Source organism: Streptomyces sp. SID12501 (assembly GCF_010550245.1).
GTDB lineage: Bacteria > Actinomycetota > Actinomycetes > Streptomycetales > Streptomycetaceae > Streptomyces.
In genome coordinates this window covers 340,970-365,171 of sequence record NZ_JAAGLU010000002.1, presented here as the reverse complement: position 1 = coordinate 365,171, position 24,202 = coordinate 340,970, and the positions used below count along the sequence as shown (strand labels likewise).

The window sequence follows — 24,202 nt, the reverse complement described above, 5'->3', positions numbered from 1 at the left end:
CGCGTCAGTGCTCACGTCAGCCCTCTTCCGGGCCACCGCTCTCCTTGCCGTCCGCCGCGTCGCCCGACTCCGGGGCCTGCGCCCCGGGCTGGGGCTCGGCCACCGCGACCCGCGCGGGACGCAGGTTGCGCTCGCCGAACCGGTAGCCCGGCTGCAGGATCGCCACGCAGGTCGTCTCCGTGACGTCCGGCGCGTACGAGTGCATCAGGGCCTCGTGGATCATCGGGTCGAAGGGCTCGCCCTCCTTGCCGAACTGCTGCAGGCCCATCTTGGCGGCGACGGTCTCCAGCGACTCGGCGACGGACTTGAACCCGCCGACCAGTTCGCCGTGGTCCCTCGCCCGGGCGATGTTGTCGAGCACGGGCAGGAGTTCGGTCAGGAGGCTCGCGACGGCGACCTCCTTGACCGCGATCCGGTCCCGGTCGACCCGGCGGCGGTAGTTCTGATACTCGGCCTGGAGCCGCTGGAGGTCCGCCGTGCGCTCACCGAGCGCCGTACGTACCTGGTCCAGCTGTGCCGTCAGACCGGCGACCTGTGCTGCTGCTGCGTCCCCGGCCGGGGACGCCCCCTCCGAAGAGGGGGCGGCCTTCGGCTCGGCGTCGTCGGGGGTGGCGCCGGAAGGGACGTCGGGCTTCTCGTCGAAGCCCGGAGTCTCCTCCGTCACGCGGCACCGTCCTTGCGCTCGTCGTCGACGATCTCGGCGTCCACCACGTCGTCGTCGGCCCTGGGGGCCTCGGCGCCGGGCGCGTCGTCACCGGCGGCCTGCGCCGCGGCGGCGTCGGCGTACATCGCCTGGCCGAGCTTCTGCGAGACGGCGGCGACCTTCTCCGTGGAGGTGCGGATCTCGGCGACGTCCTCGCCCTTGAGCGCGGCCTTCAGCTCCTCGATCGAGGCCTCGACCTCGATCTTGATGTCGCCGGGGACCTTGTCCTCGTTGTCCTTGAGGAACTTCTCCGTCTGGTAGACGAGCTGCTCGCCCTGGTTGCGGGACTCGGCGGCCTCGCGGCGACGGTGGTCCTCGTCCGCGTACTGCTCGGCCTCCTGGCGCATGCGGTCGACCTCGTCCTTCGGCAGCGAGGAGCCACCGGTGACGGTCATCTTCTGTTCCTTGCCCGTGCCGAGGTCCTTGGCCGTGACGTGCATGATGCCGTTGGCGTCGATGTCGAAGGCGACCTCGATCTGCGGCACACCGCGCGGGGCCGGCGGCAGGCCGGTCAGCTCGAACATCCCGAGCTTCTTGTTGTACGCCGCGATCTCGCGCTCGCCCTGGTAGACCTGGATCTGGACGGACGGCTGGTTGTCCTCGGCCGTCGTGAAGATCTCGGAACGCTTGGTCGGGATCGTGGTGTTGCGCTCGATGAGCTTCGTCATGATCCCTCCCTTGGTCTCGATACCGAGGGACAGCGGCGTCACGTCGAGGAGCAGGACGTCCTTGACCTCGCCCTTGAGGACACCGGCCTGGAGCGCGGCGCCGATGGCGACGACCTCGTCCGGGTTCACGCCCTTGTTGGCGTCCTGGCCGCCGGTCAGCTCCTTGACGAGCTCGGCGACGGCGGGCATACGGGTGGAACCACCGACGAGAACGACGTGGTCGATCTCGGAGAGGTTGATCCCCGCGTCCTTGATGACGTTGTGGAACGGCGTCTTGCAGCGCTCCAGCAGGTCGGCCGTCAGCTGCTGGAACTGGGCGCGCGTGAGCTTCTCGTCCAGGTGCAGCGGGCCCTCGGCGGACGCCGTGATGTACGGCAGGTTGATCGAGGTCTCGGTGGACGAGGACAGCTCGATCTTGGCCTTCTCGGCGGCCTCACGGAGGCGCTGGAGGGCCATCTTGTCCTTGCCCAGGTCCACGCCGTGACCGGCACGGAACTGCTGGACCAGGTAGTCCATGACGCGCTGGTCCCAGTCGTCACCGCCGAGGTGGTTGTCACCGTTGGTGGCCTTCACCTCGACGACGCCGTCGCCGATCTCCAGGAGGGACACGTCGAAGGTGCCGCCACCGAGGTCGAAGACGAGGATCGTCTGGTCGTCCTTGTCGAGGCCGTACGCGAGAGCGGCGGCCGTCGGCTCGTTCACGATGCGCAGGACGTTCAGGCCCGCGATCTCGCCGGCCTCCTTCGTCGCCTGACGCTCGGAGTCGTTGAAGTAGGCCGGGACGGTGATGACCGCGTCCGCGACCTTCTCACCCAGGTAGGCCTCGGCGTCGCGCTTCAGCTTCTGCAGGATGAACGCGCTCATCTGCTGCGGGTTGAAGCTCTTCCCGTCGAGCTCGATCTTCCAGTCGGTGCCCATGTGGCGCTTGACCGACCGGATGGTCCTGTCGACGTTGGTGACCGCCTGGCGCTTGGCGACCTCGCCGACCAGCACCTCACCGTTCTTCGCGAAGGCGACGACGGACGGCGTGGTCCTGGCACCCTCGGCGTTGGTGATGACGGTGGGCTCGCCGCCCTCCAGAACGCTGACGACGGAGTTAGTCGTGCCCAGGTCGATGCCGACCGCACGTGCCATTTTGAATCCTCCAGAAGATGACTTGAGTGGAACAGGCTCAAGTGTGCATCACTCCCGTCGCGTGGTCAACAGAGCTGAGTCGACCACACTCAACTCTTATCCGTTCCTTACGCGCAATGCCGCTCTGACCTGCGCCGACTGCGCGGTAGGAGGCCGCCGGAGCCCGTACACGGGAACTCTCAGCAGCCCCAGTACGACCATCCCGGCCACCCCCGCCACCCACCACAGCCCCGATTCCCCGGCCCATCCGCCGTGCGCGAGCACACCCACCAGCACCGCCCCGAAGGCACCCGCACCGAGCAGAACCGCCGCCCCGCGCGCGGTGAGGCCCAGCCGCCGCAGCCGGTGCGCGAGATGATCGGGCCCGCTCCGCGCCAGCGGCCGTCCGGCCAGCCGACGCGACACCACGACGAGCACCACATCCGCGCCCGCCACAGCCGTGAGCGCGAACAGCACCCCCGCACTGGACGCCGGTTCGTGCCCGGTCCGCACGACCACCGCCGCCGAGGCCAGCACGAACCCGGTGAACAGGGACCCGCACGCGCCGAGGGCGATCCGCGCAGGATGCCAGTTGTGCATGAGGAACCCGGTGAGCGCGGCGGCCAGCACGCTCAGCAGCACGGCGAGCCCGTCCAGCACCTCGACGGCCGCGCACGCGGCCACCCCGAAGGCGGTCAGCACCCCGACGGTCCCCACCAGCCCGTCGGCGTGGTCGAGGGCCCGGAAGGCGACGGTCACGAACACGATCCAGAGGGCGGCGAGCAGCCCGACCCCGAACCCCAGCTCCCCGTACGGCACCACGAACGCGGCGGCGACGGCCGTACCGACGACAAGGAACCGCGCCTTCACCCGCCGCACGTCGGCCACCAGCCCGAGCACGCCGACGCCCGCACCGGCGAGGAGAAGGGCGGCGACGCCGTCCCCGAGGGGGGCGTGACCGGTCCACTCCCCCGCCCCCGCGACCAGCCCCGTCGCGAGCACGACGGCGAGGCCGCCGAGCAGTGGCAGGGGGCGCGCCCGGCGCCGGTCGAGTACGCCGAGGCGCAGGGCGAGTGTCCGCAGGAGGGCGGCTAGGACGGCGGCGAGGAAAAGGGCGGCGATGGCGGCGAGGATCCCGTAGAGCACGGGCTCACGGTAGGCGGAAACGTAACAATTCTGTACGAATAACACGACTTAACATCGTCTGATCTGATCGGCTTCGATCTACGACTCAGGTAAGCCTGAGCGATCCAGATCACTCCGCCCCTGACTACAGTGCGGGCCAGGATGTTGGGTAGTCTCTGACAGACTGCCTAAGTTACCGCTTAGTAATACTCTCCCCCAGCCATTCCGCCAGTCATCCACCACGCATCCGTCAGTCATTACGCGCGCAGGCCTGAGGAGCCCTTCCATGCAACTCGCCGCGATCATCGTGTCGCTCGTCCTGACCGTGATCGGCGTCGCGCTGCTCGCACGCGCCATCGGTCAGTTCGTCCGGTACTTCAAACTCGGCCAGCCGGTCCCGGCCGGCCTTCGGACGGACAACCCGTACCAGCGCAGTGTCACGCTGGCGAAGGAGTTCCTCGGCCACACGCGCATGAACCGGTGGGGCATCGTCGGCTTCGCCCACTGGTTCGTGGCGGTCGGCTTCCTGACGCTGCCGCCGACCCTCGCCCAGGCCTTCGGCCAGCTCTTCTCGGCCGACTGGACGCTGCCGGTCATCGGCGGCTTCCTGCCGTTCGAGCTGTACATCGAGTTCATCGGCGTGATGACCATCCTCGGCATCGCCGTGCTGATCGTCATCCGCCTGCTGAACCTGCCCTCGCGCCCCGGCCGCAAGTCCCGCTTCGCGGGCTCCAAGTCGGGCCAGGCGTACTTCGTCGAGTACGTCATCCTCACCATCGGCCTCGCGATCTACGTGCTGCGCGGCCTGGAGGGCGCGATCCACCACGTCGAGCACTACGAGGCCGCGTACTTCGCCTCGTACCCGCTCGTCCTGGCCTTCAAGGGCCTGAGCACGGCGACACTCCAGAACCTGATCTACCTCACCGCGACGGTGAAGATCAGCACCTCGTTCGTCTGGATGATCGTCGTCTCGCTCAACACCAACATGGGCGTCGCCTGGCACCGCTTCCTCGCCTTCCCGAACATCTGGTTCAAGCGCGAGGCGACCGGCGGCACGGCCCTGGGCGCCCTCCAGCCGATGACGTCCGGCGGCGAGGCGATCGACTTCACCGACCCGGGCGACGACGACGTCTTCGGCGTATCGCAGGTCGAACAGTTCTCCTGGAAGGGCCTGCTCGACTTCTCCACCTGTACGGAGTGCGGTCGCTGCCAGTCGCAGTGCCCCGCCTGGAACACCGGCAAGCCGCTCTCCCCCAAGCTGCTGATCATGTCCCTGCGGGACCACGCCCACGCCAAGGCCCCGTACCTGCTGGCAGGCGGCGGCAAGACGGCGGAGGGTGACGAGAAGGCGAGCGCTGAGCAGCTGGCAGGCGTACCGGCCGCAGCCCTCGCCGAGGCCGAGCGCCCGCTGATCGGCACCGCCGAGGAGAACGGCGTCATCGACCCGGACGTCCTGTGGTCCTGCACGACCTGCGGCGCCTGCGTCGAGCAGTGCCCGGTGGACATCGAGCACGTCGACCACATCGTCGACATGCGCCGCTACCAGGTGATGATCGAGAGCGCGTTCCCGTCGGAAGCCGGGACGATGCTCAAGAACCTGGAGAAGAAGGGCAACCCCTGGGGCCTGGCGAAGAAGCAGCGCCTGGAGTGGCTCAAGGAGCTCGACTTCGAGGTGCCGGTCGTCGGCCAGGACATCGAGGACCTCACCGAGGTCGAGTACCTGTACTGGGTCGGCTGCGCCGGTGCGTTGGAAGACCGCGCCAAGAAGACGACGAAGGCCTTCGCCGAGCTCCTCCACATCGCGGGCGTCAAGTTCGCGATCATGGGCGGCGACGAGAAGTGCACCGGCGACTCGGCCCGCCGTCTCGGCAACGAGCCCCTGTTCCAGGAGCTCGGCATGGAGAACGTGGCCGCGCTGAACATGGCGTTCGGTGAGGACGACGAGGACGAGTCGACGAAGAAGCCCAGGTCGGCCAAGAAGATCGTCGCGACCTGCCCGCACTGCCTGAACACCATCGGCAACGAGTACCCGCAGCTCGGCGGCGACTACGAGGTCGTCCACCACACCCAGCTGCTCCAGCACCTCATCGACGACGGCAAGCTGCTCCCGGTGACCCCGGTCGAGGGCCTCATCACCTACCACGACCCCTGCTACCTGGGCCGCCACAACAAGATCTACACGCCCCCGCGCGAGATCATGTCGGCCGTCCCGGGCCTGCGCCAGCAGGAGATGCACCGCCACAAGGAACGCGGCTTCTGCTGCGGCGCGGGCGGCGCGCGGATGTGGATGGAGGAGCGGATCGGCAAGCGCATCAACAACGAGCGGGTTGACGAGGCACTGTCGCTGAACCCCGACATCGTGTCGACGGCCTGCCCGTTCTGCCTCGTCATGCTGACCGACTCGGTCAACGGCAAGAAGAACGAAGGCAAGGCGAAGGAGTCCATCACGGTGGTCGACGTCGCCCAGCTCCTCCTGGAGTCCGTGAAGACCCCGGCGGACGAGGAGCCCCCGGCGGGCGAGACGGAGCCGGAGAACGTGCCGGAGCCGCAGCCGGTGAAGTAGGGACTGGAACAGGCCCGTTCCAGTCCTGGAACAGGCCCGAACGGGGTCGGTGCCGGTGGCGTCGGCCCCGTTTTCGGTTCACCGAACTGCCGTACAACCATTACTACTTGTCGAGCGTCTCCTGATCGCCCGCTTTCCTCGTGCACTGCCGCGACCTTGGAGACCCCATTGCTCCCCAGACCCTCCGCCCGCGCCGCCCTCCTGGCCACCGCCGTCCTCGCCGCCACCGTGAGTCCACTGGCCCTCGGCGCCCCGGCGTCGGCCGCTCCGGCGAAGCACGTGGACGACTTCAACGGCGACGGTTACCGCGACCTGCTCCTCGGCGACCAGACCGCCACCGTGGCCGGGAAGAAGGACGCGGGCGCCGTCGTCGTCATCTGGGGCTCGGCGACGGGGCTGAACCCCGCCAAACGCTCGGTGATCACGCAGAACAGCCCCGGCATCGACGGCGTGGCCGAGGCGAAGGACGGCTTCGGCACGAAGGTCACCTCGGCCGACCTCAACAAGGACGGCTACGCGGACATCGTCGCCACCGCCCCCGGTGAGCTGTACGCCGACCGCCACGGCACGTTCACCGTCCTGTGGGGCTCCAGGTCGGGCCTGACCAAGGGCAGTACGTACGCGTCCCCGGGCAGCAAGAAGCAGATCTTCGGCCTGGACGTCGCCATCGGCGACTTCAACGCCGACGGCCGGCTGGACATCGTGTCCGTGGACGGCGACTTCGTCTGGTTCCTGCGCGGTCCGTTCACCAAGTCCGGCGGGCGCGGCAAGGCCACCAACCTCGACCCGCAGGACGGCGAGGACATCAAGCCGAAGATGGTGGTGGCCGGCAAGGTCACCAAGGACGGCACCGCCGACTTCGCGCTCATCGGGTGGGACGCGGCCACCGCCTCCAACCGCGTCTGGTTCTACAAGGGCGGCAGGAACGGCCCCGCCAAGCCCTGGAAGAGGAGCCTGCCCGCCTCCTCCGAGCTTTCCGGATCGAGCGCCGTGATCGCCGACTTCGACCGCAACGGCTACGGCGACCTCGCGATCGGCCTCTCCCGCTCCGGCAGGGGCGGCGCGGTCCACATCCTGCCCGGGACGGCCACCGGCCCTGCCGGCCGGCTCACCACCCTGACCCAGAACACCGCGGGCGTCCCCGGCAGCGTGGAGGACGGCGACGACTTCGGTTACGACGTCTCGGCCGCCGACACCAACGGCGACGGCTACCCCGACCTGGCCGTCGGTGCCCCCTACGAGGCGCTCGGCACCAGGGCCTGGGCCGACGGCTCCATCACCGTCCTGCGCGGTGGCTCCACCGGTCTGACCGGCAGGAACGCCCGCCAGTACGACCGCACCACCCCCGGCCTGACCAACGCCTCCCCTGACAACGGCTGGCTCGGTGCCTCTCTCCTTCTGCGCGACTTCAACGGCGACGGCCGCGCCGAGCTGATCGCCACGGCCAACGAGGGGGGCCGCCTCCACATGTTCCCCGGCACCTCGTCCGGCCCGACGGGCACGGGCTCCGTGACGCTCACCGTCCCGCAGCTGGGTCTGGGGGCACGAGCGTTCATGGGGGCGAGGCTGGCGGACTGAGGACGCCCTCCGCCACCTACCGCCAGGCACCCCCGTGGTGTGGTGTTCCGCACCGCCACGGGGGTGTCTTCGCCTCTCGAACGCGTGCATCATTGCTGGACTGAGTCGTTGTCAATGAGGCCAATGATCCGGACGAGGTGCAGGGTGCGGGTGCGGGTGCGGGTGCGAAAAGGTGGTCGGGGTACGACGGCCATCAGCGGGCTGGCGGCCCTCGGTGCCCTGGTGGCACTCACCGCCTGCGGCCCGCTGTCCGGCGACGACCCGGCAGCCGCCGACCGGACCCCGATCCGCGTCGCCAAGGCCCCCGCCAAACGCCCGATACCCCAGGGCGACGGCAGCAAGGTCGCCGACGACTTCAACGGCGACGGTCACCGTGACCTGGTCCTCAACGACCTCGTCAAGGACCAGGTCCACACCGACGACGCCGGTATCGGCATCGTCTACGGCTCACCGGGCGGACTCGTCCCGGGCGCCCGGCAGTTGCTGAGCCCGGCCCGTCAAGCCGCCCGTACGAAGGGCCAGTTGCCGGCGGTCTTCGACGCGGAGGCCAGCTGCGACCTCGACGGGGACGGCTTCACCGACCTGGTCGTGTCGACCGACCCGCCCTACAACGGCCAGGGCCGGCCCCCGGTGCCCCTCCAGCTCCTGTTCGGCTCCCCGGACGGCCTCACCGGCCGCGCGGTCGCCCTCACGATCCCCGCCCAGGCCCGCGCCGGCAACGACTGGCCCGACCAGCCGGTGTGCGGCGACTTCGACGGTGACGGCGCCCAGGACCTGGTCGTCCACGCCTCCGACGTCCAACTCAGCTATCTGCGCGGCCCGTTCACCCGCAAGGGCACCCCGAGCAAGGCCGGTGCGCCGATCACCGCCCCCGGCAACGTCCCGACGGGCCCGGCGGCCGACGTGAACCATGACGGATACGACGACCTCGTCGTCCGTACGGCGGACGGCACCTCGAAGTCGGCTGTCGTCCTCGGCGGCCCGGACGGCCCGACGCGCACGGGGACGGTGCTGCCCGAGGGCATCGACGTCGCCCTCGGCCGCTTCGGCAAGGGGCGCGACCTGGACGCAGCCGTGGGCGCGATGGGCGAAACGTCTCTGCGCTACGACCTCCCCGACGCCACCAAAGGCGCCCTCGCCTCCCCCGGCTCGATGCTCGACACCGGTGACTTCGACGGCGACGGCCGCGACGAACTCGTCTCCAGCGGCTCACGGTTGAGGATCTTCCGGGCACCGACAGCGGCGGCCGGGCTGTCAGCGGCGGACACGGTGACCGTCGCGCCACCCACCCGGGGCACGACCCGGGTCCTCACGGTCGGGGACTTCGACGGCGACGGCCGGGCGGACCTGGCGGTGCGGACGTACCGGGGCGAGACATGGGACGAGGTGGCCGTCTATCCCGGGGTGAAGAAGGGCCTGGTGGCGACGGAGCCCTCGGTGACGTTCTCCAGCTCGGAGTTCCTGTAACGGCCGGTGGGCGCCCGCTCGGCTCGGCGTCGGGAAGCGGGATACTTCCCCGATGTCCCCTAGGGGGAAGCCTGGAGGCCCCCTTAGTGGATGTAACAGCTGGGCAGCAAAGCCCGGCCCAAAAGCCCGGGCCCCACGCGTCACTCTCCGGGACCAGGTACGTTCGATGACGTGGCTGGATTCAGGATCGGACGCGGCGGCCGGGACAACCGGGCCCCGCAAGCGCGACCGCAACAACAACCGCGGCAGCAGCCGTACGGCCAGCAGCCCCCACAGGGCGGCCCGTCGTACGGCTACCCGTCCACGCCTCAGCAGCAGCCGTACGGCGGCTCGGGCGGCGCCGGACGGCCGTGGCCCCCGCAGGCGACCGCCGGCGGCGGTTACGGCGCACACGGCTCGCACGGCGGGCACGGTGAGCCGGAGTACTTCGGCGACGACAGACAGGGACACGGGCCCGGGCACCCGAACGCCCCCGTGGACCCGTACGCGGCCAACAACCCTGGTCACACACAGGCGTTCACGGTCAACGACGACCCGTACAGCCAGGGCGACACCTACCGCGCCGGCTCCGCCACGGCCCCACCGGCCGGTCCTCGCCTGCGCTGGAAGGAACTGCTGCGGGGCATCGTGACCGCCCCCGACCGCACGTTCCTCCAGATGCGCGACTACCAGGTCTGGGCGCCGGCCCTCGTCGTCACGTTCCTGTACGGCCTGATCGCCGTCTTCGGGTTCGACGACACCCGCGAGACCACGATCAACGCGACACTCAGCAACGCGATCCCGATCGTGCTGACGACGGGCGTGGCGATGGTCCTGAGCGCCTTCGTCCTCGGTGTGGTCACCCATACCCTCGCCCGCCAGCTCGGCGGCGACGGCGCCTGGCAGCCGACGGTCGGCCTCTCCATGCTGATCATGTCCATCACGGACGCGCCCCGCCTCCTCGTCGCGATGTTCGTGGGCGGCGACGCCCCCTTCGTGCAGATCCTGGGCTGGGCGACCTGGGTCGCGGCAGGCGTCCTGCTGACCGTCATGGTCCGCCGCTCCCACGACCTCCCGTGGCCGAAGGCCCTGGGCGCGTCGGCGATCCAGCTGATCGCCCTGCTGTCGATCGTGAAGCTGGGCACGTTCTAGGGACGACCTGGACGCACATGAGGGGGAGGGCTCCCGGCCGCGCGCCGGGAGCCCTCCCTTCTCGTCGGCCCCTGCGACCTCTTTGGTCAAATTAGACCCAAGAGGTCTAGTCCACCCCATACCCGCCGGTGTTCACTGCGCGGCATGACGTTTCCCCACAGCGCCCGGAGAGCCGACCGGACGATCACCCTCGTCTCCGCCGCCCTCGGACTCACCCTGACGGCCTTCACGACGGCCGCCGGGGCTGCCCCCACCGTCCCGTCGGAGTTCGGCACCGACTACCACGACCCGGTGACGGCCGCTCCCCCCATCTCCACCCCCCACACCCGGTCCTGCGAAGTGACCGTCGCCCAGGCGAAGTTCAAGGACTTCACGCCCTACACCGGCACCTACACCCCGCCCACCGCCTGCGGCACGCCGGGCCGCTGGTCGAAGGTGGTGCTCCGCCTCGACGGCAGCGTCGCCGGCCGTCAGTACGACCGCCTCGGCTACCTCGACATCGGCGGCGTCCAGATACTCCGCACCTCGACCCCCGAACCGTCGCAGGACGGCATCGACTGGTCGGTGGAGAAGGACGTCACACGGTACGAGAAGACGCTGAGCAAGTCCCGGTCCGTGGACATGCTCATCGGCAACGTCGTCAACGACACCTACACCGGCGTCCTGGACGTCAAGGTCACCCTGACGTTCTACGCCCCCGAGCACGGAACCCGGCCCGCCAAGGCCAGTGGCTCCGCCCCCGACCAGGTCATCCCGCTGAGCGACGGCAACAGCGTCACCACGGGAGCGAAGCTCACCACCCCGCGCAACTCCGAGCGCATCCTGGCCGAGGTGTACGCGACCGGCTCGGGCGGCGGCTGCGAGGAGTTCTGGTACTCGGCGGTCACCCCGTCGGCGTCCTACTCCTGCCAGGGCGGCGACGACGGCCCGTACCGCGAGGTCCAGGTCACGATCGACGGAAAGCTCGCCGGGATCGCCTCCCCGTACCCCAACATCTGGACGGGCGGCTGGTCCCCGTACCTGTGGAGCGTGATCCCCTCCCCCACCGCCTTCGACGTACGCCCCCTGGAGTTCGACCTCACTCCCTTCGCCGCCCTCCTGAACGACGGCAGGGCACACACGGTCGACGTGACCGTGGCAGGCGTCCCGGCGGGCCAGACCGGCTGGAGCGCACCCACCAACATCCTGGTCTGGCAGGACGCTCACAAGTCGGTGGTGACGGGCGCCCTGACCTCGTACAAGGCGACCGATCCGGCCGTCACGAACACGTACGCGGACGGCTCGACACGCACCCTGGACACCACCGGCATCCGCCACTTCACGGCCACCGGCTACCTGAACACGTCGCACGGCCGCGTGACGACGACGGTCGACCGGCGCCTGACCACCGCCATCACACACACCTGGACCCCGGACGAGAACACCGACAACCAGAAGGGCCGCTGGACGGACGACCAGACGGTCCGCACGACCGGAACGGGCGGCAGCCGGCACCCGGTGACGTCCCACACCAACCGGACATACACCCTGGACGGCCGCTCCACCATCGACGCGGACAACCGCCTCCGCGTGATCATGTCCTTCGGCGACCACGCCCGCATCGACGGCGTCCGCCTGGACGACACGTACGACGGCGACGCGACCTTCACACTCGGCGTGGCCCGCGACCAGCGCCACGCGGTCGCGACGACCACCGAGCGCTACCGCCTGCGCGGCCCGGACCTGTGCTACGACCGCACGCTGGGCACGGAGCAGGGGGTGCTGACGAAGGACGGGCGGGACTGCTAGCGAGCCTGGAGAACGCCGGGCGGCCCTCGTACAACAGGTACGACGGGTACAACGGCCGCCCGGCGTGCGTCTCAGCGCTCAGAGCGCGTCCTTGGACGGAGTGATCAGCTCCCCCGACTTACGTACTACAGGCAACACACTCCACGGAAAATTGATCCACTCATCGGTCCGCTTCCACACGTACTCGCACTTCACGAGGGACTGCGTCTTCTCGTAGATCACCGCGGAACGCACCTCGGCGACGGCGTCCAGACAGAAGTCCCGCACCAGTTTGAGCGTCTTGCCGGTGTCGGCGACGTCGTCGGCGATGAGGACCTTCTTGTCGGAGAAGTCGATGGCGTTGGGGACGGGCGCGAGCATGACGGGCATGGGAAGCGTGGTGCCGACGCCGGTGTAGAACTCGACGTTGACCAGATGGATGTTCTTGCAGTCGAGCGCGTACGCCAGCCCGCCCGCCACGAACACACCCCCGCGCGCGATGCTGAGCACGACGTCGGGCTCGTACCCGTCGTCGACGATGGTCTGCGCGAGTTCGCGGACGGAGACGCCGAACTGGTCGTAGGAGAGGTTCTCTCGTACGACCGTCATACCTGTGTCCGGTGGAAGTTGAGGAAGGACCGGGAGGCGGTGGGCCCACGCTGCCCCTGGTACCGCGAGCCGTACCGCTCGCTGCCGTACGGGAACTCGGCCGACGAACTCAGCTGGAACAGGCACAGCTGGCCGATCTTCATACCGGGCCAGAGCTTGATGGGCAGCGTCGCGAGGTTGGAGAGCTCGAGCGTCACGTGTCCGGAGAACCCGGGGTCGATGAACCCGGCGGTGGAGTGGGTGACGAGCCCGAGCCGTCCGAGCGAGCTCTTGCCTTCGAGACGGGAGGCGAGGTCGTCGGGAAGGCTGATCACCTCGTAGGTCGAGGCGAGCACGAACTCCCCGGGGTGGAGGATGAACGGCTCGTCACCCTCGGGCTCGACCAGGCGTGTGAGGTCGGCCTGCTCGATCGAGGGGTCGATGTGGGGGTAGCGGTGGTTCTCGAACACCCGGAAGAAGCGGTCGAGGCGCACGTCGACGCTCGACGGCTGCACCATGGATTCGTCGTAGGGATCGATCCGTACTCGCCCGGAGTCGATCTCGGCCCGGATGTCCTTGTCTGAGAGAAGCACGCCCCGAGGATACGCAAGGCGCGCGAACCCGACACCACCGGCCGGTTCCGCGCGCCCGCCACTGCTCTACTTCGACTTCGACTTCGACTTCACATGTCTGCTTCTGCTGCTGCTTACTGCTACAGCCTCTGCTTACTGCTTACTGCTTACTGCTTACTGCTTACTGCTTACTGCTTACTGCTTCTACTTACTGCTGGTGCTCCGCTGCTGCTGCTCCAGCGTCACCGGCACCACACTGCGGAGCCGCGCGCAGCGCGGACACCGGACCAGCCGGCCTGGGCCGAGCCGATCGGCCTGCTGCATCGGGAACGAAGCGGTGCTGAACACGTGCCCTTCGGCACAACGGACGACGGTGCGCTCGATCAAGTCCTCAGAGTCCCTTCCCCAAGAGCCATCGCCGGTCACTGTCGAGACCGACGAGAGAAGCCACATTACGGGACGAAAAGGGCGACCTTCCAGGCGGCGCTCCGATCCCGCCGAGCCCCTGTTCCGCGCCCCACCGTACGCCTCAACTCCAGGCCCTCACAGCCGGGTCGCACCGCGAAAACGCGTCCGGTTCGCATCCGGTTCAGGTCCGGTCCACGCCCGGAACACCCCCGGAATCCCCTGGAAACGGGGGCAGGCCCCACGGCTTCGATGCCGGGGGCCTGGCGTGCGGTAGAGTGACCGAGCGTTCGGACACCGGCCATACCGGCGTCTTACGCGGGTGTAGTTTAGTGGTAGAACATCAGCTTCCCAAGCTGATAGTGCGAGTTCGATTCTCGTCACCCGCTCCATGAAGAAACCCCAGGTCAACGGCCTGGGGTTTATTTGTTGTCTAGTCCAATTCGAGGGTGACGCGCCCTCCGCGTGCCCTAACAGCGCCGATCACCCACGAAAGCCCTCAGCCTGCCGTCCCCATGGTGGGGTCGAATGGCGTTTTCGTGCGCTGCGGAGGGACGGCAAGCCGGGGCTTGCCGCGTAAGACACAATGTCTTACGCTGGCTGCATGGCTGACACCATTACCATCCGCAGCGACTCGGAGACCGAGCACGCCCTGGATGTTTTGACCCATGACGGCGGCTCACGCTCGGCGGCCATCCGCCAAGCCGTACTTGAAGCCGCACTGCGTAAGGAGCGGGCCGCCGCGATGCGTCGCGCTGTTCTGCGGATGCCGCTCGGCGAACCGGACGGCATCGACATCGCGGCGGAGATCTCCCGCAGCCGCGAGGACGAGCGCTGATGATCTACCTCGACTCGGCCGCCATCGTAAAACTCGTCCATGCCGAGGCCGAGACACAGGCATTGCGCGACTGGCTCGACGAACGGGCGGAGACCGGGTGGACGAGTTCGGTTCTGGCGGAGATCGAGTCATCCCGGGCGCTGGCACGCTACGCCCCAGAAGCCGTCGCCCGACTCCACCCAGTCCTCGACCTGATCGAGTCGGTGGAACTGGACGCCAGCATTCGCATTCTGGCCCAGACCGTGAAACCAGCGACCGTACGGAGTCTGGACGCCATTCATCTGGCAACGGCTCTCCGCATCCGCTCCCGGCTCACCTCATTCGTCACGTATGACAAACGGCTGGCCGATGCCGCCCAGGCGGCCGGACTGACCGTCGATATGCCTGCCTGAGACATCTCTCCGCCTCAGGATCTCCTGACGGGGGCTCCTCTCTGGCCTGCGGATACCTGTGATGTCATGCAAGCAAGGTGCCACGCCACCGCTCAACTCGCCCTCACCAGAACGCCTTTTGCGTGCTTCCGCCAGCAACGAGATCGCCATGGCGATACCCGCGCCCAACTGCATGGCCAGAAGAGTCGCCCACGACGGCGCCCACGCCCTGCCCCTGGGCCTCCTCCAGCCGGACGAGGCCCGCGCCCTGCTGAGCCGGGCCCTAGGCACGGACCGGGTCGACGACAACGAACACGCGGTCGCCGAACTGATCCGGCTCTGCGGCAGCCTCCCCCTGGCCCTGCGGGTAGCCGCCGCCAGGCTCGCGGGTGATCCGGCCCTGCGGACGGCCGACCTCGTCGCCGAGATGACCGAGGGCAACAAGCTGGAGGCACTGGAGCCGGACGGTGACACCAACTCTCCTTTGCGTACGGCCTTTTCGGTGTCGTACCGGGTCCTGGCTCCCGGTGCGCGCCGGCTGTTCCGCCTGCTCGGCCTGTTCCCGGGAGCGGATTTCACCGCCGAGGCCCGCACCCACGCCGAACAGGCGCTGGCCCTGGCCCGCACCCACTCCTTCCGCGTGGTGAAGGGCCAGTCCCTGACAGCCCTGTGCGAAACAGCGGAGGCCGAGGAAGCACATGGCACAGCCGTCGAGCTCGGCCAGGAGGCCCTCGCCGTACATCGCGGGACCGGCCACCGACTCGGCGAGGCCCGCACCCTCACGGCCCTCGCCCGCGTTCGCCGGAGGACCGACGGCGCCGCCGCTGAACTGATGAGGCGACAGGCATGGACTATCTTCTCGGACATCGGCGTGCCCAAGACGGAGTACGAGAATCTCGACCGGTGACGTCTCCTCAGATGAGCCCGCCAGTCCCGTTCCCGACGTAGCCAGGACATGTGCTCCGGCCCATAGCGAAAGGCGCGGGAGACCGTGTTCTGGGCGCCACGGGAGGATTCCGTGCCAACGCCCGCGCCGAAGGCGCCGAAGTGGGGCACGTCGTGTTCCCGGACGACGTCCCCGTCGGGTGTCACCTCGAAGAGAGGCGGCCGAAGGAACCCTCGGCGGTGAAGGCGTCGCCGTTCGGGAGGCGTGGGGCTCTCACGGGGACCACGCCACCGGTTGCACATTCAACAGCGACCGCACGCGCCGTGCCGGCTTGCGCCTGATACATCCTTCCAAGGGCGTGACGACGCCGCTGACCTGTGGTTTTGCGGCACCGGTCACGAGGTTCACGAGTGAGAGCCCTCAGCCTGCTGTTCCATGCCGTTCTCCGCTGCGGTCGGGTCACCGGATCGACGGTCGGCTCCGGCTCTCCGCCCCGTCGCCACGCGTCCCGTCGCCACGCGTCCCGTCGCTACACGTCCCGAGCACTCTGGATGTCCTCGTGCAGATGCACGAGGAGCCAGTGACCGTCATGGCGGGCGCGCCGCAGAACCGCGGTGTTGCGCGCCAGTTCCGGCAGGGCTGTGAGGAAGTCGACCCGCAGCCAGTAGCGGGCCACGGCCAGTTCTCCGAAGACGTCGATGACCTGCCCGTACGGCGTGAGACCGGTCTCGGCCGGGCTGCCGTCGGCCGTGGGGCGATTGTCCCGGACCCGGTCCAAGTCGGTTTTGCCACAGAGCAGTTCGGGGGTGGCGGAGTCCCAGATGGTGGCGTCCGGGTCCAGGTGGGAGTCGATGCGCTCGCGATCGCCTGCGGTGTAGCCCGCATACATGTCCGTGATCACCGCCCACACTGCTGCCAGGTCGGCGGGTGTGCCACCCGGGCGGGCGCCACTGGGTGCGGGCTGAGCGGTACGGGGCGGTGAAGCGGGCATGGCTGGGTCCTTCGGTGGGGTGGCGGAGCGGGTGCGGCTCGGGTCAGGGGCGATCGTGGGCCCAGGTTCGCAAGGCAAGCGACCGTCCTTTGTCGACGGTGAGGATCGGCGGCTCGTCGGTGAGGTGGTAGCCCGCGGCACGGGCCACCGCGGCGCTGGCGCCGTTCTCCGCCTCGATGCTCAGCGTCACCCGGGGCAGGCCCAGGGTGTGATGGGCGTAGTCCGTCAGTACGGTCAGCGCCCTGGACCCCAGGTGCCGGCCGCGGTGTGTGGCTCCCACGGAGTAACCGAGGCTCGCGGTACGGTCGTTGGCGTTCCTGCGGATGACGAGCACCTCGCCCAGGGGGAGCTGGCCGTCGGTGGTGATGGCCAGCTGAACGCGCAGGCCGTCGAGGCGGGCCTGCCGGGCGGTGGCGAGGTAGGCGCGGGCTGCGGCCAGGTCGAACGGTGAGGCGAGCGGGGTCCAGTGCGCGATCCCGGGGTCGTCGAACAGGTCCGTCATGGCGGGGAGATCGGCCTCGGTCCACTCGCGCAGGACGAGGCCCTCGCCGGGCAGCCACAGCGGTGCCGGGACGGCGGGACGGGCCGTACTCTCGTAGGTCATCGCTGGTTCCTGGTTCCTGGTTCCTGGTTCCGGTTTCTGGTTCCGGTTCCGGTTTCTGTGGGCGGGCGCGGGGTCAGGGGAGTACGACCAGGTCGCGGGCGGTGCGGTTGAGGCGCTCCCCGCCGTCCTCGGTGCAGATCACGATGTCCTCGATCCGCGCTCCGTACCGGCCGGGCAGGTAGATGCCGGGTTCGACGGAGAAGGCCATGCCGGGCTCCAGCGGGAGCCTGTTGCCGGCCACGATGTAGGGCTCCTCGTGGCTCTCCAGGCCGATGCCGTGTCCGGTCCGGTGGATGAAGTTCGGCCCGTATCCGGCGTCGGAGATGATGTCCCGGCCGATGGAGTCCAGCCGCTCGGCGGTGATGCCGGGCCGTACGGCGTCGGTCTGGGCGCACTGGGCGCGCAGCAGCACTTCGTGGAGCCGGCGGAAGTCCGCGGGCAGCTCACCCATCGCGTACACACGGGTGGAGTCGGAGCAGTAGCCGTCCGGGGTCGTACCGCCGATGTCGACCACCACGGGGTCGCCGGGCCGGATCGTGCGGTCGGACAGTTCGTGGTGCGGGCTGGCGCTGTGGGGTCCGGAGCCGACGATGACGAAGTCGACGCGGGCATGCCCCTCGGCGATGATCGCGTCCGCGATGTCCCGGCCGACCTCGCGTTCGGTACGTCCGGCCCGCAGCCACTCGCCCATGCGGGCGTGCACCCGGTCGATGGCCGCACCGGCCCGGCGCAGGGCGGCAGCCTCCTGCGGGGTCTTGCGCATCCGCAGCTCGTTCAGCACGCTTCCGGCCAGCTCCTGACGGGCGCCCGGAAGTGCAGTGCGGAACGCGATGGTCTTCTCTGCCCACATGTGGTTGTCGACGCCGAGGCGGCCCGTCCGGGAGGGCAGCCGGGCCGCGACGAGGGCGTAAGGGTCGTCGGTCTCGTTCCAGCCGGTGATCTCGATGCCCAGGTCACCGGCCGGAGACGCCCGCGCGGCGGGTTCTTCCAGGGCCGGCACGAGCAGGAAGGGCGAGCCGTCGGCCGGCAGGACCAGGCAGGTCAGCCGCTCCAGCGGCTTGGCGTCGTAGCCGGTCAGGTAGCGCAGGTCCGCACCGGGGGAGATCAGCAGGGCGTCAAGACCGGCCCGTGCCGTGGCCTGTCCGGCGGTGCGAAGACGGTCGGCCGGGTACAGGGCCGCGAGCGGTTCGGCGGGGTGGCGGAGGTGGGCGTCGTGGGGCGTCGGGGCGTCGGGCATCGGTTCTCCGTGAGGTGTTGTGCGGGTGGGACGGTCGCGCGGGAGGTGCCGCTGACGCGGAGCCACCGGGAACGCGGCCGGCGGGCCGGGCGGCACCCCGGGTCGGGCGCGCGCATCCCCGGGTGAGTCACCGGGCCGGGCGTACGTCCGGCCGGGCCCACGGCCTCGGGGCGTACGGACGGACCGGCGAGCGGGCGCGCGGGATCCGGTACCCGCTCCTGGTAACCGATCCTGGGTGGGCGGTTCGGCCCGGGTCAGGTCAGGCCGCGTACAAACGGCATGCGACGCCCCCGGCGATCAGCTGCGGTTCCTCACGGTCGCAGCCGTCGAAGACCCGTGGGCAGCGGGGGTGGAAGCGGCAGCCGCTCGGCGGGTCGGCGGGGTCGGGTACGTCGCCGGGGAGTTCGGCGGGCAGCACTCCCGCCCCGTCGGGCCGCGGTACGGCGGCCAGCAGCGCCCGGGTGTAGGGGTGCCGTGGGTCGTCCCAGACCTCGGCGGTGGGGCCGGTCTCCACGATCTGCCCGAGGTACATCACGGCGATACGGTCGGCGATCAGCCGTACGACGGACAGGTCGTGGCTGATGAACAGCAGCCCGGCGCCCGACTCGACGGCCAACGACCGCATCAGCGTGGCCACTTGGAGCTGGGCGGAGGCGTCGAGGGCGGAGATCGGTTCGTCCCCGACGAGCAGCCGGGGGCGGGCGGCGAGCGCGCGGGCGATGGCGATGCGCTGCCGCTGGCCGCCGGAGAACTCCTGCGGGTAGCCCTGTGCGGCGCTCGCCGGCAGCCCCACCCTGGTCAGGAGTTCCTCCGGGGTGGTGCCTTCGGGTGCCTCGCCGCGCTCGGCGGCGGCGCGGATGCCGTCGGCGAGCTGTGCGCCCACCCGGCGGCGGGGGTTGAGGGAGCCGTACGGGTCCTGGAAGACCATCTGGACGCCGGTGAGAGCCGGGTCACGGCGGCGTACCCGCAGCGGGCGCACCGGTGTGCCGTCGAAGGTGATCCGGCCTTCCGCCGGTGCGGTGAGGCCGCAGACCGCGCGGGCCAGGGTGGACTTGCCGCAGCCCGACTCGCCGACCAGCCCGACGACCTCCCCCGCCCGCACCTGGAGGCTGACTCCGGCGACGGCGCGGGTGGGCGGCGCGCCCGGCCGGGGGTACTGGACGACGAGGTCGTCGACCGAGAGGAGAGGGGCCGTCGGGTGGGGGGTCATACGGGTCGTCATACGGTGCTCCTTCCGGGGAGCGCGTCCAGGAGCGTACGGGTGTACTCGTGCTGTGGGGCGGTGAGGACCCGGCCGCGTGGGCCGGTCTCGACGACGAGGCCGTGGCGCATCACGCTCACCTCGTCGGCGATCGCGGACATCACGCCCAGGTCGTGGGTGACCAGCAGGACGGCGAGGCCCAGGTCGTCGCAGAGGCCGCGCAGCAGCCGCAGCACGCCGGCCTGCACGGTCACGTCGAGGGCGGTGGTCGGTTCGTCGGCGATCAGCACCTTCGGTTCGCAGGCCAGCGCGATGGCGATGGCGATGCGCTGCCGCATCCCGCCGGAGAACTGGTGCGGGTAACGCCCCAGCGCCTCACGGGGGTTGGGGATACGGACCTGAGCGAGCAGCTCGGCCGCCCTCTCCTTCGCGGCCTTCCGGTCCAGCTTCAGATGGTGGCGCAGGTGGTCGGTGAGCTGGTGTCCGACGCTGAGCATGGGGTGCAGGCTGGTCGACGGGTCCTGGAACACCATGCTGATCACCCGGCCGCGCAACGCCCCGAGCCGCCTGGGGGGCAGGGTCAGCAGGTCGGTGCCCTCGAACTCGATCCGCCCGCCGGTACGGGCGCCGGGCGGCAGCAGGCCGAGGGTGGCGAGACCGGTCAGGGTCTTGCCCGACCCGCTCTCCCCCGCGAGCCCGTGGATACGGCCGGGCCGGAGGGTCAGGTCGACGCCGCCGAGGATGCGACGGCCGCCCAGGTCGAGGGTGAGGCCGCTGATCTCCAGCACGTTGCCGGCGCTCACCGGAGTCATGCCACACGCTCCTTCTCCGCGCCGATGGTGCGGGCGGTGTTGGGGTCGAGGGCGTCCCGGAGCGTGTCGCCGAGGAAGTTGAAGGCGAGGACGACGGTGAGGATGGCCAGGCCCGGGAAGACCCCGATCCACCACCTGTCGAACTGCTGGGTACCGGCGGCCACCATCGCGCCCCACTCGGCCGTCGGCGGCTTGGCGCCGAGCCCGAGGAAGGACAGTCCGGACAACAGCAGCGTCGCGGTCCCGATGTCGAGGGTGGCCAGCACCAGTAGCGGCCCGAGCACGTTGGGCAGGATGTCCACCCGCAGCGAGCGCCAGGCGGAGAAGCCCAGCAGCCGTCCGCTGAGCACGAACTCGCGGTTCCGCAGGCCCATGACCAGGCCCCGGGTGACCCGTGCGTACGACGGCCAGGCCACCACCAGGACGGCCAGTACCGCGTTCTGCAGGCTGGCGCCGAGCGCGGCGGCGACCACCATCGCCAGGATGACGGTGGGGAAGGCGAACACCAGGTCCGCGATCCGCATCACGGTCTCGTCGACCCAGCGTCCGAAGAACCCGGCGCAGGCGCCCAGAATCCCGCCGACGAGCAGGGACATCGTCACGAGCAGCAACGCGAGCGGGATGGACACCCGGGCCCCGTACAGCACCCGGCTCAGCACGTCCCGGCCCAGTTCGTCCGTGCCGAGCCAGTGTCCGGCACCGGGGGCGGCCAGCCTGGGCAGGTCCTGCGCGAGGGGGTCGTGCGGGGCGAGCATCGGGGCGGCGAGCACGATCACCAGCCAGAACGCCGCGACCAGGCCGCCGGTGACGGACAGCGGGCGGCGCCAGGCGGGCGGCAGCCGTTTCAACAGGTTGAGCCTCACTGCACCCTCACCCTCGGGTCGATCACGCCGTACAGCACGTCCACGGCGAGGTTGACGGTCAGATACACGATGCCGACGACCAGGCCGACGCCCATCACGGCCGGCAGGTCGAGCGTCGTCGCGCTCCGGTACGCGTACGCCCCCAGGCCCGGCCAGGCGAAGATCGACTCCACCAGGACGGTGCCCGACAGCAGCGACCCGAAGGCCAGTCCGGCGACCGTGATGACGGGTACGAGGGCCGCCCGGAGCACGTACTGGAAGAGGACCGTCCGGCCGGGCAGGCCCTTGGCGCGGGCCGCCCGGACGTAGTCCTGGTTCAGCACCTCCAGGACGGCGGAGCGGGTGAAGCGGGTCAGCAGGCCGACGGTGTACGCGGTCAGCACCAGCGCCGGCAGCGCGAGATGACCCACCGCGCTCCAGAACACCGGCCACTGCCCGGCGAGTGCCGCGTCGATCGTGTACAGGCCGGTAACCTGCGGCGGGGCGGTCATGCCGGGGTCGAGGCGGCCGCTGCCCGGCGCCCAGCCGAGTCGGTAGAAGAAGACGTAGAAGGCGAGCAGCGCCAGCCAGAAGGTCGGTACCGACACCCCCAACAGGCTGATCACGCGAAGGAGTTGGTCGGTGAACCGGTCCCGGCGCAGTGCCGCGACGACACCGAACGCCACGCCCACGACCAGCGAGATCACGATCGCGGCCCCGGCGAGTTCCAGCGTCGCCGGCACGGCCGTCGACAGGTCCGTCAGAACCGGCTGATGGCTCTGCTGCGACTCGCCCAGATCCCCCTGGAACAGATTGCCCAGATAGGTGACGTACTGGACCGGCAGGGACTTGTCGAGGCCGTAGTGGTGCCGGAACTGTGCCACGATCGCCGGGTCCCCGACCGCCCGCTGCCCGAGCGCCGCCGCCGCCGGATCGCCGGGCACGAGGTTGGTGAGGACGAACGTCACCAGCGTCACCCCGAAGGCCAGCAGTACGGCGACCGCGGTGCGGCGGAGCAGGAACCGCGCGAGCGGGTAGCGGGCCAGCGGGTGGCGGGCGAGGAGCCGCCCACCACCCACGCGCCTACTTCGCACCCAGGGCGGCGACATCGACCGTCCACACGGGGTTGTACGCGAGGCCGGTGACCGTCGAGGCCGACACCATGTGCCGGCTCGGCTGGATCAGCGGGATGAACGGACCACTGTCGTTCAGCCCGGTCTGGATCTGCTGGTACAGCTTCGCCCGGGTGGCGGTGTCGGTCGTGGTCGCCGCCTTGTCGCCGAGCGCCGTCAGCGCCGGGTCGGCGCCCGCCTTGTAGCCCGCGCGCAGGCCGACCAGGCCGCCGGGCAGGAAGACCAGGTAGTCGCTGGGGTCCGGGTAGTCCGGGCCCCAGTACCAGAGGCCGGCCTGCTCCTTGCCGTTGCGGTAGTTGTCCAGCTCCGTCGTGGTCGGCGCCGGCGCGAGGGTCACCGTGATACCGACCTCCTTGAGCTGCGACTGGACCCGCTCGGCGAGCGTCTGCAGCGACAGGCCGTCCACACTGAGGTCGCTCGGGTAGCCGAGCTTCACCGTCGGGTTCGCGACCCCGCTCGCCTTCAGGGCCGCTTTCGCCCCGCTCAGGTCCCGCTGCTGTGCCTGGGAGGCGGGCAGCGCGCCGACGAACGTCGTCGGAATGAGCCCGGGCGCCTGCACCGCGCCGGTCCCGCCGAGCGCCAGCAGGCTGGTGTAGTCGAGGCCCTTGCGGACCGCCTCACGGAACTTGGCGTTGGCCGTCGTACCGCTGATCCCCTTGTCCATGTTCAGCAGCAGGAAGATCACATCCGACGACGCCCCGCTCAGCACCTTCAGTCCGCCGCCGAGCCCCGTCACCTGGTCCGAGTTCAGGTCCAGGGCCACCTGGCTGTCACCGCGCTGCACGTTCAGCTTCTGCGTCGGCGCCTGGACGTTCCGGATCACGACCTTGTCGTACGTCGGCTTGTTCGACCCGGTGTACTTCGGGTTCTTCGCGAGCACGACCTGCGTGTTCGTGTTGAAGGACGTCAGCGTGTACGGCCCGGAGCCGGCGGAGGACTTGTTGAGGTACGCCTCCGAGCCCCCGTGCGCCTTGACCGCCTTGGCGTTGAGGATGCCCAGCGCCGGGTTCGGCAGGATGAAGGGCAGCGCCGGATTCGCCTTCTTCGACGTCAGCGTCACCGTCGAGTCGTCCGTTTTGGTCACCGTCACCCCGTCCAGCAGGAACGACGGGTTGCCCTTGAGGTCGATGACCCGCTGCAACGAGTACACGACATCGTCCGCTGTGACCGCGCCGCCGTCGGAGAACTTCGCCCCCGCACGCAGATGCAGGGTCAGCGTCCTGCTGTCCGAGGACTCCTCGTACGAGGACGCCAGCCCCGGCAACGGCTTGGTGACGTCACCGCCCTTGAACGTCAGCAGCGTCTCGTACAGCGCCTTGTCCACGATGGCGCCGGTCGTCTCGAACTCACGGCCGGGGTCGGCGGTCTTCAGGTTGAAGGTCGTGTCGATCACCAGTGTCGTGCCGCCCGACGAGCCGGACGTACCGCCGCCACCGGAGCAGGCACTGAGGGCGAGCGCCGCGACGGCGACGAGCGAGACCGCCGCCGGGTACGACCCGGTGCGTGATCTGGACATGGGTGCCTCCGAGAGCAGGGGGATGGAGCGGGAGAAGGCACGGCGGGCATCGACGGCCGCCGGAGGAAGTCCCAGGCAGTCCCTGGAAGTC

The 24,202-nt window shown here is 69.8% G+C and carries 22 protein-coding genes and 1 tRNA gene; 9 read left to right on the top strand and 14 right to left on the bottom strand.

Annotated elements, in window-relative coordinates:
- Positions 1-16 precede the first annotated feature (16 nt).
- The 3 genes from grpE to G3I71_RS03385 form a co-directional block, all read right to left on the bottom strand.
- Complete coding sequence (gene grpE / locus G3I71_RS03395; RefSeq protein WP_164312349.1) at positions 17-664, bottom strand: nucleotide exchange factor GrpE; 648 nt, start codon at positions 662-664, stop codon at positions 17-19.
- Positions 661-2,505 (bottom strand): molecular chaperone DnaK, encoded by a 1,845-nt coding sequence (dnaK, locus tag G3I71_RS03390; RefSeq protein WP_164312348.1) that lies wholly within the window; start codon positions 2,503-2,505, stop codon positions 661-663. Before dnaK ends, grpE begins: the two co-directional genes overlap by 4 nt.
- A 96-nt stretch (positions 2,506-2,601) precedes the next feature.
- Positions 2,602-3,630 (bottom strand): MraY family glycosyltransferase, encoded by a 1,029-nt coding sequence (locus tag G3I71_RS03385; RefSeq protein ID WP_164312347.1) that lies wholly within the window; start codon positions 3,628-3,630, stop codon positions 2,602-2,604.
- Between the two features lie 265 nt (positions 3,631-3,895).
- Between G3I71_RS03385 and G3I71_RS03380 the strand changes: the two genes are divergently transcribed.
- From G3I71_RS03380 to G3I71_RS03360, 5 genes are all read left to right on the top strand, one after another.
- Positions 3,896-6,172 (top strand): heterodisulfide reductase-related iron-sulfur binding cluster, encoded by a 2,277-nt coding sequence (locus G3I71_RS03380; RefSeq protein WP_164312346.1) that lies wholly within the window; start codon positions 3,896-3,898, stop codon positions 6,170-6,172.
- A gap of 168 nt (positions 6,173-6,340) precedes the next feature.
- Positions 6,341-7,750: an FG-GAP and VCBS repeat-containing protein gene (locus tag G3I71_RS03375; protein WP_239148831.1), complete on the top strand. Its 1,410-nt coding sequence runs from the start codon at positions 6,341-6,343 to the stop codon at positions 7,748-7,750.
- A gap of 162 nt (positions 7,751-7,912) precedes the next feature.
- On the top strand, positions 7,913-9,217 hold the full coding sequence (locus tag G3I71_RS03370) for a VCBS repeat-containing protein (protein WP_343242834.1): 1,305 nt from the start codon (positions 7,913-7,915) through the stop codon (positions 9,215-9,217).
- 99 nt (positions 9,218-9,316) lie between these two features.
- Positions 9,317-10,348, top strand: coding sequence for a Yip1 family protein (locus G3I71_RS03365; RefSeq protein WP_239148874.1), 1,032 nt, complete (start codon positions 9,317-9,319; stop codon positions 10,346-10,348).
- A 144-nt stretch (positions 10,349-10,492) separates the two neighbouring features.
- Positions 10,493-12,136, top strand: a complete 1,644-nt coding sequence (locus G3I71_RS03360) for a peptide-N4-asparagine amidase (RefSeq protein WP_164312341.1) — start codon at positions 10,493-10,495, stop codon at positions 12,134-12,136.
- 78 nt (positions 12,137-12,214) lie between these two features.
- Here G3I71_RS03360 and G3I71_RS03355 read toward each other — a convergent pair whose 3' ends face one another.
- From G3I71_RS03355 to G3I71_RS03345, 3 genes are all read right to left on the bottom strand, one after another.
- Positions 12,215-12,724 carry a phosphoribosyltransferase gene (locus tag G3I71_RS03355; protein WP_164312340.1) on the bottom strand — a complete coding sequence of 170 codons (510 nt, stop codon included), beginning with the start codon at positions 12,722-12,724 and terminating at the stop codon, positions 12,215-12,217.
- Complete coding sequence (gene dcd / locus G3I71_RS03350) at positions 12,721-13,296, bottom strand: dCTP deaminase (protein WP_164312339.1); 576 nt, start codon at positions 13,294-13,296, stop codon at positions 12,721-12,723. The genes G3I71_RS03355 and dcd overlap by 4 nt, the downstream gene beginning before the upstream one ends.
- A gap of 183 nt (positions 13,297-13,479) precedes the next feature.
- Entirely contained in the window at positions 13,480-13,659 is a 180-nt protein-coding gene (locus G3I71_RS03345) for a hypothetical protein (RefSeq protein WP_164312410.1), read from the bottom strand.
- A 339-nt stretch (positions 13,660-13,998) separates the two neighbouring features.
- Between G3I71_RS03345 and G3I71_RS03340 the strand changes: the two genes are divergently transcribed.
- The 4 genes from G3I71_RS03340 to G3I71_RS50165 all read left to right on the top strand — a co-directional run bounded on the left by G3I71_RS03340 (position 13,999) and on the right by G3I71_RS50165 (position 15,796).
- Positions 13,999-14,072 (top strand) — tRNA-Gly (locus G3I71_RS03340).
- A gap of 212 nt (positions 14,073-14,284) precedes the next feature.
- Positions 14,285-14,518 (top strand): hypothetical protein, encoded by a 234-nt coding sequence (locus tag G3I71_RS03335; protein ID WP_164312338.1) that lies wholly within the window; start codon positions 14,285-14,287, stop codon positions 14,516-14,518.
- Complete coding sequence (locus tag G3I71_RS03330) at positions 14,518-14,910, top strand: type II toxin-antitoxin system VapC family toxin (RefSeq protein WP_164312336.1); 393 nt, start codon at positions 14,518-14,520, stop codon at positions 14,908-14,910. Before G3I71_RS03335 ends, G3I71_RS03330 begins: the two co-directional genes overlap by 1 nt.
- Before the next feature lie 148 nt (positions 14,911-15,058).
- Complete coding sequence (locus G3I71_RS50165) at positions 15,059-15,796, top strand: hypothetical protein (RefSeq protein ID WP_203729161.1); 738 nt, start codon at positions 15,059-15,061, stop codon at positions 15,794-15,796.
- 508 nt (positions 15,797-16,304) lie between these two features.
- On the opposite strand, the gene G3I71_RS03320 is transcribed toward G3I71_RS50165, so the two are convergent.
- The 8 genes from G3I71_RS03320 to G3I71_RS03285 form a co-directional block, all read right to left on the bottom strand.
- Positions 16,305-16,766 carry a DUF4440 domain-containing protein gene (locus G3I71_RS03320; RefSeq protein WP_164312334.1) on the bottom strand — a complete coding sequence of 154 codons (462 nt, stop codon included), beginning with the start codon at positions 16,764-16,766 and terminating at the stop codon, positions 16,305-16,307.
- Between the two features lie 43 nt (positions 16,767-16,809).
- On the bottom strand, positions 16,810-17,370 hold the full coding sequence (locus G3I71_RS03315; protein ID WP_164312333.1) for a GNAT family N-acetyltransferase: 561 nt from the start codon (positions 17,368-17,370) through the stop codon (positions 16,810-16,812).
- A 73-nt stretch (positions 17,371-17,443) separates the two neighbouring features.
- Complete coding sequence (locus G3I71_RS03310; RefSeq protein ID WP_164312331.1) at positions 17,444-18,607, bottom strand: Xaa-Pro peptidase family protein; 1,164 nt, start codon at positions 18,605-18,607, stop codon at positions 17,444-17,446.
- Positions 18,608-18,866: 259 nt separating this feature from the next.
- A complete protein-coding gene (locus tag G3I71_RS03305; protein WP_239148829.1) occupies positions 18,867-19,829 on the bottom strand; it encodes an ABC transporter ATP-binding protein in 963 nt (320 codons plus the stop codon).
- Complete coding sequence (locus G3I71_RS03300; RefSeq protein ID WP_164312328.1) at positions 19,826-20,620, bottom strand: ABC transporter ATP-binding protein; 795 nt, start codon at positions 20,618-20,620, stop codon at positions 19,826-19,828. The genes G3I71_RS03305 and G3I71_RS03300 overlap by 4 nt, the downstream gene beginning before the upstream one ends.
- Positions 20,617-21,483 carry an ABC transporter permease gene (locus G3I71_RS03295; RefSeq protein WP_164312327.1) on the bottom strand — a complete coding sequence of 289 codons (867 nt, stop codon included), beginning with the start codon at positions 21,481-21,483 and terminating at the stop codon, positions 20,617-20,619. The genes G3I71_RS03300 and G3I71_RS03295 overlap by 4 nt, the downstream gene beginning before the upstream one ends.
- The gene (locus G3I71_RS03290; RefSeq protein ID WP_343242830.1) at positions 21,480-22,556 is read right to left on the bottom strand and encodes an ABC transporter permease; all 1,077 of its coding nucleotides are present in this window, start codon (positions 22,554-22,556) and stop codon (positions 21,480-21,482) included. Before G3I71_RS03290 ends, G3I71_RS03295 begins: the two co-directional genes overlap by 4 nt.
- Positions 22,546-24,111 (bottom strand): ABC transporter substrate-binding protein, encoded by a 1,566-nt coding sequence (locus tag G3I71_RS03285; protein ID WP_164312326.1) that lies wholly within the window; start codon positions 24,109-24,111, stop codon positions 22,546-22,548. The genes G3I71_RS03290 and G3I71_RS03285 overlap by 11 nt, the downstream gene beginning before the upstream one ends.
- Positions 24,112-24,202 lie beyond the last annotated feature (91 nt).